Raw genomic sequence first — 13,446 nt, 5'->3', positions numbered from 1 at the left:
CTTTTTAATGTTTCAGTGAAGAGAGCTGATTACTTTGCTAGATACTCAACAATGGCTTTTTCGATGCCTTTCGCATCTAAGCCGAGTTCTGCGTGCAGCTCATCTTGAGTGCCTTGATGAACAAACTCATCAGGAAGACCTAAGTTCAAGACAGGCTTTAGTAACTTTTCTTTCATCATGAATTCAATAACGCCTGCCCCAGCGCCACCAGCAATCGCGTTTTCTTCCAGTGTGACGAGCACATCGTGGTCTGCGGCAAGTTGCTTGATCAACGCTTCATCAAGTGGCTTCACAAAGCGCATATCGGCCACGGTTGCATTGAGGGATTCAGCAGCTTCAAGAGCATTACCTAAGAAGGTACCAAAGCTCAGAATCGCCACTTTTTCGCCTTGACGAACTATGCGGCCTTTACCGATTTCCATTGCAGTGAATGCTTTCTCGATCTCGGTGCCTAAGCCTGTACCACGAGGGTAGCGAACAGCCGATGGGCCTGTATGTTTATGGCCGGTGTAAAGCATTTGACGACATTCGTTCTCGTCACTTGGTGCCATGATTACCATGTTTGGAATACAACGCATGAAGCTAAGATCAAATGCACCTTGGTGAGTTTGACCATCAGCGCCAACCAAACCCGCGCGGTCAATGGCAAACATGACAGGTAGATCCATGATTGCGACATCATGAATCAACTGATCGTAACCACGCTGAAGGAAGGTGGAGTAAATCGCTACGATTGGATGGTCACCCGCAATCGCCATACCTGTTGCCAACGTCACAGCATGTTGTTCAGCAATCGCCACATCAAAGTACTGGTCTGGGAACTCTTTCGAGAAACGTACCATGCCAGAACCTTCACGCATTGCTGGCGTAATTGCCATGAGTTTTGGATCTTGTGCAGCCATGTCACATAGGAAGTCGCCAAAAATCTTAGAGAAACTTGGCTTTCCGCCGCTGCTCTTTGGTAGAGAATGGTGGCTTGGGTCAAATTTTGGCACGCCGTGGTAACCAATCGGATCTTTTTCCGCTGGCTCATAGCCTTTGCCTTTTTTAGTCATAATGTGCAAGAACTGCGGGCCTTTAAGCTCTCGCATATTCTTAAGCGTTTTAACCAGTTCATTCACATCATGGCCATCGACTGGGCCAATGTAGTTGAAACCTAGCTCTTCAAACAGCGTGCCAGGTACTACCATGCCTTTAAGATGCTCTTCCGTGCGGCGAACTAACTCTTTGATCGGTGGAACACCAGAAAGTACTTTTTTGCCGCCTTCACGGATAGAGGTATAAAGGCTACCAGAAAGCACTTGAGCAAGGTGATTGTTAAGAGCGCCAACGTTCTCTGAAATCGACATTTCGTTGTCATTCAGAATAACCAGCATGTCAGGGTGAACATCACCTGCGTGGTTCATTGCCTCAAATGCCATACCGGCTGTAATCGCACCATCACCAATGACGCTAACGACTTTGCGATTCTGGTCTTCTTTGCCGGCACTGATCGCCATACCAAGTGCCGCACTGATTGAAGTCGAAGAATGACCTACCGACAGAGTGTCGTATTCACTCTCTTCACGCCATGGAAAAGGGTGTAAGCCGTCTTTCTGGCGAATAGTCGGCATTTGATCGCGACGACCTGTAAGAATCTTGTGGGGGTAGGCTTGGTGACCTACATCCCATACAAGTTGATCAAAAGGTGTGTTGTAGACGTAATGTAATGCAACAGTCAGTTCCACCGTGCCTAAGCCAGAAGCAAGGTGACCACTAGATTGGCTAACGGAATTCAATAAGTAAGTACGTAGTTCATCACATAACTTTGGTAGTACTTCTTTTGGAAGACTACGCAGCTCATCTGGCGTATCAGCCAGTGCCAGTGTTGGGTACTTTGAAATATCAAGAGTCATATAATTGCGCGCTTATTGTGTTAGTTCTTGCGCTCGATGACATATCGGGCGAACTCTTCGAGTAACTCTGTATTGTATGGGATTGCGTCCAATGCTTGAAGTGCTTCAGTTAACAGAGTGTGAGCTTTGTTAATAGCGCCTTCTAATCCAAGTAGCGCTGGATAAGTGCTTTTGTTCGCTTCTTGATCAGAACCTTGAGGTTTCCCTAACGTTTCTGTATCACTAATAATATCTAAGATGTCGTCTTGAACTTGGAAAGCCAGGCCGATGGCATCTGCGTATTTATCAAGCAGAGGCAATACTTCGACACCTTTTTCTCCAGCGGCCAATGCGCCAAGGCGGATTGCACATTTCATTAGTGCACCAGTTTTATTGCGATGAATCTCTTCCAACTCTTGTAGAGATACACTTCGGTTTTCGGCTGCGAGGTCGAGCGACTGACCCATACACATACCCGCTGCGCCAGAAGCTTCAGCCAGTACTTTTACCATTTTAATACGTTGGCTTTCAGCATCAGAGCTCAAATGACCATCGGCTAAAATTGTAAATGCCAGTGTTTGAAGTGCATCACCAGTTAAGATTGCCGTTGCTTCATCAAATTTGATGTGACAAGTCGGTTGGCCTCGGCGCAGTTCATCGTCATCCATTGCTGGTAAATCATCATGGATCAACGAGTAAGCGTGGATACACTCAACTGCGGCTGCAGGTGTGTCGAGTTCTTCAAGCGTACATCCAAGCATTTGGCCAGTAATGTAAACAAGGAAAGGGCGTGCTCTTTTGCCGCCAAGCAGTAAGCCATAGCGCATGGCTTCGATCAGCGATTGTTGCTGATGAGGGAATGTATTAAGCCACGCTTCAAGCTGAGCGTTATTGCGCTGCTGAAGTGAGGTTAGAGCCTCTTGCATAGGGTATATCTTCTAAATCAATTATTCTGGCTGAGCGTCAAAGTCACTAAGTGGAGATTGGTCGTCGTTGCTTAGCAGGATGCTAACGCGTTGTTCCGCATCTTGAAGCTTACCTTGACCTGAACGTGCTAGGGCGATACCGCGCTCAAATTTCTTCAGAGCGTCGTCTAGTGCCAAATCACCATTCTCTAGGTTTTCAACGATTGAATCCAATTCTTCAATGGTGGCCTCAAAGGTCATATTTTCAGGTTTTTTGCTCGCCATAATATGTCTAAGTAGATAAAGATGCACGAAAGTTACCTTAGCCTTTAATGATGGTCAAATTTAACCGAGTAAAATTGTCAGAAAAATCGAACTGGCTCGGTCATAACAAGGGGTCAGGTCAATAGTTAGTAATCGGTTAGTTTACTAGTTGGGATAAGTATCTATATTAGAGAGAGAGAAAACACTAAAGATCTGAAGATGTTGCCGATATAATTTGGTAGAAGCTTAGAGATAGCATGAGGAGTGCTTTGTGGATTTAGCAACGCTGTTAGGACTGATTGGCGGTTTTGCTTTCGTTATCATGGCGATGATACTTGGCGGAAGCATCATGATGTTCGTCGACGTGACGTCGATTCTTATCGTAGTAGGTGGTTCAACCTTCGTTGTGTTGATGAAATTTACTATGGGCCAGTTCTTTGGCGCGGCGAAAATTGCCGGTAAAGCCTTTATGTTTAAATCGGACGAGCCTGAAGACCTGATTGCTAAAGTCGTTGAAATGGCGGATGCAGCGCGTAAAGGTGGTTTCTTAGCATTAGAAGAGATGGAAATTACCAATAGCTTCATGCAAAAGGGCATTGACCTGCTGGTGGATGGCCACGATGCAGACGTAGTGCGTGCTGCGCTGCAGAAAGATATCGCTCTAACCGATGAGCGTCACGATTTTGGTGCCAGCGTTTTCCGTGCTTTCGGTGACGTTGCTCCCGCGATGGGAATGATTGGTACGCTGGTTGGTCTGGTTGCGATGCTATCGAACATGGACGATCCAAAATCAATTGGTCCAGCGATGGCGGTAGCACTTTTAACGACGTTATACGGTGCAATCTTATCTAACATGGTGTTTTTCCCAATTGCCGACAAGCTGTCACTGCGCCGTGAGCAAGAGAAACTAAACCGTCGATTGGTGATGGATGGTGTACTTGCAATCCAAGATGGCCAAAACCCACGAGTCATTGATAGTTACTTGAAGAACTACCTCAACGAAGGTAAACGCGCACTCGATTTAGAAAACGAGTAAGGGAACGCTATGGATGATGATAACGACTGCAAATGTCCGCCGCCTGGCCTCCCGCTCTGGATGGGGACATTCGCTGACTTGATGTCACTGCTGATGTGTTTCTTCGTACTGCTGCTTTCGTTCTCTGAGATGGATGTACTTAAGTTTAAACAGATCGCGGGTTCGATGAAATTTGCATTTGGTGTGCAAAACCGTCTTGAAGTGAAAGATATCCCGAAAGGGACCAGTATCATCGCGCAAGAATTTAGGCCTGGGCGTCCGGAGCCAACACCTATTGATGTCATCATGCAGCAAACGATCGATATTACCCAGCAAACACTTGAGTTTCATGAAGGGGAATCTGATCGTGCGGGTGGTACACAACGAGATCAAGGTAAGTTAACGGGCGGTCAATCACCTGAAACTTCTACTCAAAATAACCAAAACTCAGAATCAGATAGCCAGCAACAGCAATCTGCAGAGATGTCTCAAGAGCTTGAAACATTAATGGAGAGCATTAAGAAAGCGCTAGAGCGAGAGATAGAACAAGGTGCGATTGAGGTAGAGAATCTCGGTCAACAGATTGATATTCGTATTCGAGAAAAAGGCGCCTTCCCTGAAGGTTCTGCGTTCTTGCAACCTAAGTTCAGGCCTTTGGTTCGCCAAATTGCAGATTTGGTGAAAGACATTCCAGGCATTGTTCGGGTTTCTGGCCATACAGACAATCAACGTATCGAGTCTGAGCTGTACCGTTCAAACTGGGATTTGTCTGCGCAACGAGCCGTATCTGTCGCGCAAGAAATGGAGAAAGTTCGTGGCTTTACACCAGAACGACTCCGTGTTCGAGGCATGGCGGGTACTGAGCCACTAGGGCCAAATGATACCGAAGCGCAGCGCTCTCGTAATCGCCGCGTCGAAATTAGTATTATGCAGGGTGAAGCGTTGCAAAGTGACGAAGTACCTGTGTTAGGAAATTAGTCCCTTAAACGCATAACGTAAACAATGAGACGAGCATCACGCTCGTCTTTTTTATATTGGTCGCTTAATGTATAATCTTGCGCCCTTAGCTAGCGGCGTTGAGACTTAAGTGTTAAATGACGTGCTAGAAAGCGAATCTATTCTGCGAAACTGTTAACTTGTGAAGTGAATTATGAAATTTATCGTTAAGCCCCATCCAGAAATCTTCGTAAAAAGTGAGTCGGTGCGTAAGCGCTTCACAAAGATTCTTGAATGTAACATTCGCAACGTCATTAAAAGTCGTACTGAGTCTGTCGCGGTATTTAACCGTCGTGACCACATCGAAGTGACTTCTGAATCGGATCAGTACAAACAAGAGACGATCGAAGTTCTGACGCATACGCCTGGTATTCACCACGTACTTGAAGTTCAGCAATCAGACTTCACTGATCTGCATGATATTTACGAACAAGTGCTAGAGCTAAACCGTGAAAGCCTTGAAGGTAAAACGTTTGTTGTTCGTGCAAAGCGTCGCGGTAAGCATGACTTCACGTCTATCGAACTAGAGCGTTATGTAGGTGGTGGTCTAAACCAAGCTATTGAAAGCGCACGCGTGAAGCTAAAGAATCCAGATGTTTCTATTAAAGTAGAAGTAGCCAACGACAAGTTGAACCAAGTGATCGCCCGTCACAAAGGTCTAGGCGGTTTCCCTCTAGGCACGCAAGAAGACGTATTGAGCTTGATCTCTGGTGGTTTCGATTCTGGCGTTTCAAGTTACCTACACATTAAACGTGGTTCTAAAGTGCATTACTGTTTCTTCAATCTTGGTGGTCCAGCGCACGAGATTGGTGTTAAACAGGTTTCTCACTACCTTTGGAACAAATACGGTTCATCTGCAAAAGTTCGTTTTATCTCAGTTGATTTTGAGCCTGTAGTTGCTGAAATCTTAGAGAAAGTGGATGACGGCCAAATGGGCGTAATCCTTAAGCGTATGTTTATGCGTGCAGCGGGTATGGTGGCTGAGAAGTTCAAGATTGAAGCTTTGGTTACGGGTGAAGCATTAGGTCAGGTATCGAGCCAAACACTGACTAACTTGCGTCATATCGATAACGTGACAGATACCTTGATTCTGCGTCCGCTAATCAACTGGGACAAAGAAGACATTATCAATCTTGCTCGTGATATCGGTACTGAAGACTTTGCGAAAACAATGCCTGAATACTGTGGTGTTATCTCTAAGAAGCCGACAGTAAAAGCAGTAAAAGCTAAGCTAGACGTCGAAGAAGAGAAGTTTGACTTTGATATTCTAGAGCAAGTAGTTCGTGATGCTCGCGTTATGGATATTCGTGATATCGCGAAAGAGACAGAGCAAGCTGCGCCAGAAGTTGAGCAAGTTCAAGCGGTTGAAGACCATGCGATTGTGCTTGATATCCGTAGCCCTGAAGAGGAAGACGACAACCCTCTAGAGATTGATGGCGTGGAAGTTAAACACATTCCGTTCTTTAAGCTGGGTACACAATTTGGCGATTTAGACCAATCTAAAACGTATTTATTGTACTGTGACCGTGGTGTGATGAGCCGCTTACAAGCACTTTATCTGCAAGAGCAGGGCTTCCACAACGTAAAAGTTTACCGCCCGTAGTTGAAATAGACTATTAGAATATTGAAAGCGCAAATCGTTGATTCGATTTGCGCTTTTTTGTTTTCTGCGAGCATATTGCAGACATAAAAAAACACCGCCATAAAGGCGGTGCTAAAAAATTTGACAGACAGGTCAAAATAAATACAGGAAGTATATGTTTCGTCTCACTTAAAAGGGACAAAACGTGGTAGAAACCTACCTAACTCGAAATACGAGTTTGCAAACACAACATCGCAACAATATGCCAATTGATTCAAAAAAGAATCAAGCCGTTCTGGCTCTTTGCTGCGGGGTGAAATATAGAATTTCTCTGGCCCTCAGGCAATGGACATTTTATAATGTTTCAGATTAAAAAAACTAATCCAATTTATAGAAGGCCAACATGTCCAGAAGATTGCCTCCATTAAACTCATTAAAAGTGTTTGAAGCTGCAGCGCGCCACTTGAGTTTTACCCGTGCTGCTGAGGAACTATTTGTTACTCAAGCGGCAGTGAGTCATCAAATCAAAGCGTTAGAAGAATTCCTTGGCTTAAAACTATTTCGCAGGCGCAATCGCTCGCTACTTCTTACTGAAGAGGGGCAGAGCTATTTCCTCGATATTAAAGATATCTTTACATCACTAGCAGAAGCGACTGATAAAGTTCTTGAACGTAGTGAAAAAGGTGCGTTGACTATCAGTTTACCGCCAAGTTTCGCTATTCAATGGTTAGTGCCGCGATTGGCGGATTTTAACCAACAAGAGCCGGATATCGACGTTCGCATTAAAGCAGTGGATATGGATGAAGGTTCTCTGACGGATGATGTGGATGTTGCCATCTACTATGGTCGAGGAAACTGGCCAGGTCTTCGTGCCGATAAGTTGTACCAAGAATTCTTGATTCCTCTCTGTTCTCCATCACTACTATTAGGTGTAAAACCATTAGAAACACTAAGTGACTTGAAACAACATACGTTATTGCACGATACATCTCGTAAAGATTGGAAACAATTTGCTAAGCAAAACGGTATTGAAGGGGTTAACGTTAATCATGGCCCGATCTTCAGTCACTCGACCATGGTTCTTCAAGCAGCTGCTCACGGTCAAGGTGTTGCGTTAGGTAATAACGTGTTGGCTCAGCCTGAAATGGAAGCTGGACGCCTGATCGCGCCATTTGACGAAGTGCTTGTGACTAAGAATGCTTTCTATGTTGTTTGCCATGAAAAGCAAGCTGACATGGGCCGTATCGCCACTTTCCGTGATTGGATGCTAGCGAAAGCACAAAGTGAGCAAGAGGACTTGCTGGATGACTGATTACCTAATTGATGGTGAACCAGGCCTGCCATTGTTTATTTTTGCTCATGGCGCTGGGGCAGGGATGGACCATGAGTTTATGTCATCTGTTGCTTCTGGATTAGCTAAGCGTGGCATTCGAGTCGTTCGCTTTAATTTTCCTTATATGGTGAAGCGCGCGGAAGATGGCAAACGTCGCCCGCCTGATCGCGCGCCGAAGCTATTAGAAGCGTATCAAGTCGTCATTGAAGAGCTATCAGAAGGGAAACCTGTTGTGATTGGTGGTAAGTCCATGGGTGGCCGTATGTCTAGCTTGTTGGCAGGGGAATCGAATGTAGCCGGTATTGCCTGTTTAGGTTTCCCTTTTCATCCTCCCGGTAAACCAGAGAACTTCAAAGGTGATCATCTCGCCGATATCGATAAGCCGACGCTTATACTGCAAGGTGAACGCGATACCTTTGGTAAGAAAGAAGAGTTCGCCGAGTTTGCGCTTTCTTCCTCAGTAAAAGTTGAATTTATTCCCGACGGTGACCATAGCTTTAAGCCTCGTAAAAGCTCTGGCCATACAGAGCAAGCCAATATTCAGCTGGCTGTGAAGCAACTCGCGCAGTTCATTTTAGAGGTCTACAGTGAGAAGTAAGCAGTTACTTGCTATTGGTGGCGTATTATCTGGTTTAGGTGTGGGTTTAGGCGCTTTTGCTGCTCATGGCTTAAAGACGATGCTTTCACCTTATTTACTGGATGTATTCAATACTGGCGTCCAATATCAATTTATACACGCGATAGCGATTTTACTCTGTGCGGTGTTGATGCAGCTAAAATTGCCAGCTAAGTCACAAAAATATTTCGCCCTCGCTGCAATTTGCTTTATCATCGGCATCTTTTGTTTTAGCGGTAGTCTCTACGCACTCGCATTAACAGGGATCAAATGGTTTGGTCCAGTGACGCCTTTTGGTGGCATGATGTTTATGGTGGGGTGGGGATTGTTCGTTTACGCAGCACTACAGATTAAAGAGGTAAATCAGTGAAACAGTTAATGCTCTATTGCCGCAGCGGCTTTGAGAAAGAGTGTGCAGGTGAAATTCAAGATCGCGCCACTCAGTTAGAAGTATTTGGTTTTCCTCGTGTAAAGAAAAACAGCGGCTACGTTTTGTTTGAGTGTTACCAAGAGGGTGATGCACAAAAGCTAGTTAAAGAGCTAGACTTTAAATCGCTGATTTTCGCACGTCAGATGTTTGCTGTGGCGGTAGAAATTGAAGATTTGCCTCGTGAAGATCGTATCTCTCCGATTCTTGACATGCTAAATGATGTCGATGCTATGCCTCGTTGTGGCGACATCCGCATTGAAACGCCAGATACGAACGAAGCAAAAGAGCTTCTTAAGTTCTGTCGTAAATTTACTGTGCCTATGCGTCAAGCATTGCGTGGTAAAGGCATTCTTTTCCCGAAAGATAGCCCGAAAAAGCCTGTACTGCATATTTGTTTTATTGAGCCGGGACACTGTTATGTGGGTTACTCGCTACCAAGCAACAACTCGCAGTTCTTCATGGGTATCCCTCGCTTAAAATTCCCTGCGGACGCACCAAGCCGTTCAACATTGAAGCTTGAAGAAGCATTTCACGTATTCATTCCTCGCGATGAATGGGATGAGCGTTTGGCTTCTGGCATGTGGGGGGTGGATTTAGGTGCTTGTCCTGGTGGCTGGACGTATCAACTAGTGAAACGTTCTATGTTCGTTCACTCAGTAGACAACGGCATGATGGCAGATAGCCTAATGGAAACCGGTCAAGTTAAACACCACCAAGAAGATGGCTTTAAGTTTGAACCAGCACGTAAGAACGTGACTTGGCTTGTGTGTGACATGATTGAAAAACCATCGCGCGTAGCGCAGTTAATGGGTGAGTGGATCATCAGTGGCTGGGCAAAAGAAGCGATTTTTAACTTAAAATTGCCAATGAAAGGTCGTTACGATGAAGTGCTTCAAGATATCGAAAACTTGAAGATCTTCCTAAAAGACAATGATGTGAAGTTTAAACTACAAGCGAAGCATCTTTACCACGACCGTGAAGAGATTACCGTGCACGTTCAGTGCTTATCGAACATTTCTCCTCATTAATCCGTTCAAATTAAAAAACGCTCCCGACGGAGCGTTTTTTTGATCAAAAGACATTTAGTTCGGGGTTGGCCACATTTCCCAAAGCTGCGCTTCCATAGACTCTTCCGTACTGTCAGCAATGAGCGAAAAGAAGTCGAGCCCAGTTTGTTGTTCCACGTCATCGACCGTGGTCACAAAGTTGATTAACTCGCTACCAGACACGTCACGATGCGGAACAACAAAGGCGATGGCATCATTAAAGCTTGGATCCAAAATCACTTTGTAAAATGCACTTGGAATGACCACGCCATTACCGATAGAGTCTTCATTGCCAGAATAGATTGGTCCAGTCACCACATAGACTTCATTGTACTCATTCGCCACATCGCGCACATGCTCTTCCAGTAGTCGCCATCCAACGCGATTAAAGCCTGGGAGTTGAGGAGACATGTTGCTCATAAGAAAGCTTTGTTTCATCGAGGCTTGGGTAAAATCCATTGCAGCCGAAGGGGCGAGGTGTCCCCGGTCATAGCCTGACTTTCGATAGTCGGCAAGTGTTGATTGAGCTTCGGTTGGCAGTTCAGAATCTATTTTGAAGTTATTGCTGCGCTTGTAGCTGGCATTCACGCTTTCCGCAGTTAAGTGATAAGCCACCCAGTCTGCATTCTTGGTTTGGTAGTTGTATCCAACTGCATAACCGTCTCGACATAGCACTTGATCAGAGTTCTCAGAAGGTGCGCCCATGGCAAGGTGTAACCCACATGAGCTGGCAAAAGTGGGCAGCGAGAATAGACAAGTAAGGGAGAGTAGTAGACCTTTTTTCATTATTGTACTCCTTGTTATTGGAGCACTTAAAATAAATCAGTAAGTATGAAGGTCTGTGACTCTAGTAGGCCTTTAGGCAGTATTGAGTAGGGTATTAATAGAGCTATTGAAAGAGTTGAGAGAGCAACGGTTTACACAACATAAAAGTTTAACAATTGCTCGCTAATCAAACGCTTACTAATTAATTGATTACTAATGAAGTTGAGATTTGGCGTATTACTTGAAACTTATTGCTGTTCGTTTGGCCTATTAAAGCGCAAATCTTGCAGATTGAAACCTAGCTCGATGTCGGTTTTTAAAGCTGCAATTTGTTTGCAGCGACGTGCTGAATCGATGTGTTCATCAAGTTTCTTACGGTATTTAGGTGCTAGCTCTTCACTGGCAAAAGCCTGCTCAATATCGTTGAACTGAGTGAGGATTTCTTTAGCCGCTTTTGGGCCTACGCCTGGAACGCCTGGAACTTGGCTAGAGCTGACGCCCGTTAATCCCCAATAGTCAGAAAGCTGACTTGGTTTAACGCCAAATTCTTTTTCAATAAAAGGTTCATCGAGCCAACGGTGTTGGAAATAATCGCGAATTTGCAGTGTTGGAGAAAGCAGTTGGCAGTAACCCTTGTCGGTAGAGATGATAGTGACTTTCTCACCATGGTTAGCTACTTTCATTGCCAGTGTTGCGACTAAATCATCGGCTTCGTCACCATCTGAAAGTAGCGAATCAATTCCTAACTTCCACCAAGCGTCTTGAATTGCTTCTAAGCCGTTCATAAGTGGTTCTGGCATCGGTTTACGGTTCTGCTTATATTCCGGCAGGATTTCAGCACGCCAACCACGCTCTTGGAGGTGGTGATCAAACACAGCGATAATGTGGCTTGGCTGAGACTCATTCAGTATTCGATTGAGCGTTCTTGTTGTTGTGGTGATGGTTCTTGCTATATCGGTAGGATCAGGCTGCGCAGAATGTACGCGTCGGATTAAGTTGAGAGCATCGATAATAACAAGATGAATAGACATAGAAATCAAAAAAATAAGGGCAATGAAGCCCTTATTGTATCGGAAGAGTGACAGATTACCAGTGACTAACTGGTTGTCTTGATTTCATAACAAGGCTCGTAGGCAGTGCCCCCAGGCAGTTTCATCCGGTCTTGTTCGACGAAGTCTCGTAATAGTTTGTCCATTTTCTTCATCAAGCTGCTGTCGCCATCAAGTGTAAATGGCCCGTGGCGTTCGATCTCTCGGATGCCTTCTGCTTTTACGTTACCTGCAACAATACCTGAGAAAGCTTGACGAAGTGCCGCTGCCAAGTTTTCAGGGCGCTGGTTCAAGTGCAAGTCCAAACTGGCCATATTGTCGTGTGTTGGGTCAAACGGCAATTGGAACTCAGGTTCGATTTTCAGTGACCAGTTAAAGCTGTATGCATCACCTGTATCTTTACGGTGTTGACGTACATCGCCCATACCTTGTTTCATGATTTGAGCAACGGTCGCAGGATCATCGACAACAATTTGATAGTGTTTCTGTGCTTCTTCACCCAGTGTATCGCCAATAAAGTGGTCGATAGAACGGAAGTATTCTTCACTCTCTTTCGGGCCAGTAAGAACAATAGGTAAAGGCTGCTCTTTGTTGTCTGGGTGCATCATAATACCCAAAATGTAGAGCAGTTCTTCAGCAGTCCCCGCGCCGCCTGGGAAGATAACAATGCCATGAGCCATACGCACAAAGGCTTCGAGGCGTTTTTCAATGTCCGGCATAATCACCAGTTCATTGACGATTGGGTTAGGTGGCTCAGCCGCAATGATCGAAGGCTCTGTCAGACCAAGATAACGTTGTTCATAATAACGTTGCTTAGCATGGCCAATCGCCGCGCCTTTCATTGGTCCTTCCATCGCTCCCGGGCCACAACCGGTACATATATTAATTTCACGTAAGCCGAGTTCATGACCGACCTCGCGAGTATATTGGTATTCGGTTGCGTTAATGGAGTGACCGCCCCAACAAACCACAAGGTTGGGCTCGATTCCAGGCGTCAATGCACCAGCGTTACGTAGTATGCCGAATACCAGATTCGTGATGTGGCTAGCGTTGGTTAAGTTGAGGCGTTGGTTATCTGCAAGGTGCATGTTGACGTAAACAATATCCCGAAGCACAGAGAAGAGGTGTTCTTGAATGCCTTTGATGATTTCTCCATCAACAAAAGCGTGCTCAGGGGCATTGCTTAGCTCAAGCTTAATACCTCGTTCACGGCGTACGACATTGACGTCGAACGATTTGTATTTATCCAATAATTCTTTTGAGTTGTCGGTGTGACTACCAGAGTTGAGTACCGCTAGGGTACAGTTGCGGTAAAGCTGGTAAAGATCACTAGCGGCAGTTTTTTTAAGGCGCTCAACTTCAAGTTGAGAAAGTAGATCCATACTACCAGCGGGACTGATATGCGTGATCATAGGAACCTCCTTGGCTAGAGTCGTACTCTTCATGAGTCGCTAATTATTATTGCCCAAGTTCTAAGTGTAGGGGGTAAACAAACCTTTAGGCTATTAGTTAGCTTAGCACGCTTTCAGGTGCTTGAAGCTAACTAATTGATATTTATATGACAATAGTGG

General features: G+C 45.2%; 13 protein-coding genes. 7 read left to right on the top strand and 6 right to left on the bottom strand.

The genetic code is table 11. The features are described 5' to 3' along the window. Positions 1–29 precede the first annotated feature (29 nt). Genes dxs through xseB form a run of 3 tightly spaced genes read right to left on the bottom strand, consistent with a single transcriptional unit; the run spans position 30 to position 3,064 of the window. Positions 30–1,895, bottom strand: coding sequence for a 1-deoxy-D-xylulose-5-phosphate synthase (gene dxs, locus GVO60_RS10575; protein ID WP_159653718.1), 1,866 nt, complete (start codon positions 1,893–1,895; stop codon positions 30–32). 20 nt (positions 1,896–1,915) lie between these two features. After that, a complete protein-coding gene (gene ispA / locus GVO60_RS10570; protein WP_159653716.1) occupies positions 1,916–2,800 on the bottom strand; it encodes a (2E,6E)-farnesyl diphosphate synthase in 885 nt (294 codons plus the stop codon). 21 nt (positions 2,801–2,821) lie between these two features. Next, positions 2,822–3,064, bottom strand: a complete 243-nt coding sequence (gene xseB / locus GVO60_RS10565; RefSeq protein WP_159653714.1) for an exodeoxyribonuclease VII small subunit — start codon at positions 3,062–3,064, stop codon at positions 2,822–2,824. A 250-nt stretch (positions 3,065–3,314) separates the two neighbouring features. On the opposite strand from xseB, the gene pomA reads away from it, so the two are divergent. The 7 genes from pomA to rlmM all read left to right on the top strand — a co-directional run bounded on the left by pomA (position 3,315) and on the right by rlmM (position 10,043). Next, positions 3,315–4,079 (top strand): flagellar motor protein PomA, encoded by a 765-nt coding sequence (pomA, locus tag GVO60_RS10560; protein ID WP_159653712.1) that lies wholly within the window; start codon positions 3,315–3,317, stop codon positions 4,077–4,079. A 9-nt stretch (positions 4,080–4,088) separates the two neighbouring features. Beyond that, positions 4,089–5,036, top strand: coding sequence for a flagellar motor protein MotB (locus tag GVO60_RS10555; protein ID WP_159653710.1), 948 nt, complete (start codon positions 4,089–4,091; stop codon positions 5,034–5,036). 172 nt (positions 5,037–5,208) lie between these two features. Beyond that, on the top strand, positions 5,209–6,657 hold the full coding sequence (gene thiI / locus GVO60_RS10550) for a tRNA uracil 4-sulfurtransferase ThiI (protein WP_159653708.1): 1,449 nt from the start codon (positions 5,209–5,211) through the stop codon (positions 6,655–6,657). A gap of 382 nt (positions 6,658–7,039) precedes the next feature. After that, a complete protein-coding gene (locus tag GVO60_RS10545; RefSeq protein ID WP_159653706.1) occupies positions 7,040–7,948 on the top strand; it encodes a transcriptional regulator GcvA in 909 nt (302 codons plus the stop codon). After that, complete coding sequence (locus GVO60_RS10540) at positions 7,941–8,567, top strand: alpha/beta fold hydrolase (RefSeq protein ID WP_159653704.1); 627 nt, start codon at positions 7,941–7,943, stop codon at positions 8,565–8,567. The genes GVO60_RS10545 and GVO60_RS10540 overlap by 8 nt, the downstream gene beginning before the upstream one ends. Further along, entirely contained in the window at positions 8,557–8,955 is a 399-nt protein-coding gene (locus GVO60_RS10535) for a DUF423 domain-containing protein (RefSeq protein WP_159653702.1), read from the top strand. Before GVO60_RS10540 ends, GVO60_RS10535 begins: the two co-directional genes overlap by 11 nt. Next, on the top strand, positions 8,952–10,043 hold the full coding sequence (gene rlmM / locus GVO60_RS10530; protein ID WP_159653700.1) for a 23S rRNA (cytidine(2498)-2'-O)-methyltransferase RlmM: 1,092 nt from the start codon (positions 8,952–8,954) through the stop codon (positions 10,041–10,043). Before GVO60_RS10535 ends, rlmM begins: the two co-directional genes overlap by 4 nt. 54 nt (positions 10,044–10,097) lie before the next feature. Here rlmM and GVO60_RS10525 read toward each other — a convergent pair whose 3' ends face one another. The 3 genes from GVO60_RS10525 to ppnN form a co-directional block, all read right to left on the bottom strand. Beyond that, positions 10,098–10,847 carry a DNA/RNA non-specific endonuclease gene (locus tag GVO60_RS10525; RefSeq protein ID WP_159653698.1) on the bottom strand — a complete coding sequence of 250 codons (750 nt, stop codon included), beginning with the start codon at positions 10,845–10,847 and terminating at the stop codon, positions 10,098–10,100. Between the two features lie 227 nt (positions 10,848–11,074). Further along, complete coding sequence (gene xni / locus GVO60_RS10520) at positions 11,075–11,857, bottom strand: flap endonuclease Xni (RefSeq protein WP_159653696.1); 783 nt, start codon at positions 11,855–11,857, stop codon at positions 11,075–11,077. 65 nt (positions 11,858–11,922) lie between these two features. Beyond that, positions 11,923–13,287, bottom strand: coding sequence for a nucleotide 5'-monophosphate nucleosidase PpnN (ppnN, locus tag GVO60_RS10515; RefSeq protein WP_159653694.1), 1,365 nt, complete (start codon positions 13,285–13,287; stop codon positions 11,923–11,925). Positions 13,288–13,446: the final 159 nt, after the last annotated feature.

The organism is Vibrio atypicus (assembly GCF_009811315.1).
GTDB classification, from domain to species: domain Bacteria; phylum Pseudomonadota; class Gammaproteobacteria; order Enterobacterales; family Vibrionaceae; genus Vibrio; species Vibrio atypicus.
Note: the sequence above shows the minus strand (reverse complement) of the source record. Positions and strands in the feature narration are given on the sequence as shown.

Bases quoted from the DNA above. Each gene is read 5' to 3' on its own strand.
- thiI (WP_159653708.1), top strand. From the start codon at position 5,209: ATGAAATTTATCGTTAAGCCCCATCCAGAAATCTTCGTAAAAAGTGAG.
- GVO60_RS10555 (WP_159653710.1), top strand. From the start codon at position 4,089: ATGGATGATGATAACGACTGCAAATGTCCGCCGCCTGGCCTCCCGCTC.
- xni (WP_159653696.1), bottom strand. From the start codon at position 11,857: ATGTCTATTCATCTTGTTATTATCGATGCTCTCAACTTAATCCGACGC.
- ppnN (WP_159653694.1), bottom strand. From the start codon at position 13,287: ATGATCACGCATATCAGTCCCGCTGGTAGTATGGATCTACTTTCTCAA.
- GVO60_RS10540 (WP_159653704.1), top strand. From the start codon at position 7,941: ATGACTGATTACCTAATTGATGGTGAACCAGGCCTGCCATTGTTTATT.
- xseB (WP_159653714.1), bottom strand. From the start codon at position 3,064: ATGGCGAGCAAAAAACCTGAAAATATGACCTTTGAGGCCACCATTGAA.
- ispA (WP_159653716.1), bottom strand. From the start codon at position 2,800: ATGCAAGAGGCTCTAACCTCACTTCAGCAGCGCAATAACGCTCAGCTT.
- GVO60_RS10525 (WP_159653698.1), bottom strand. From the start codon at position 10,847: ATGAAAAAAGGTCTACTACTCTCCCTTACTTGTCTATTCTCGCTGCCC.
- dxs (WP_159653718.1), bottom strand. From the start codon at position 1,895: ATGACTCTTGATATTTCAAAGTACCCAACACTGGCACTGGCTGATACG.
- GVO60_RS10545 (WP_159653706.1), top strand. From the start codon at position 7,040: ATGTCCAGAAGATTGCCTCCATTAAACTCATTAAAAGTGTTTGAAGCT.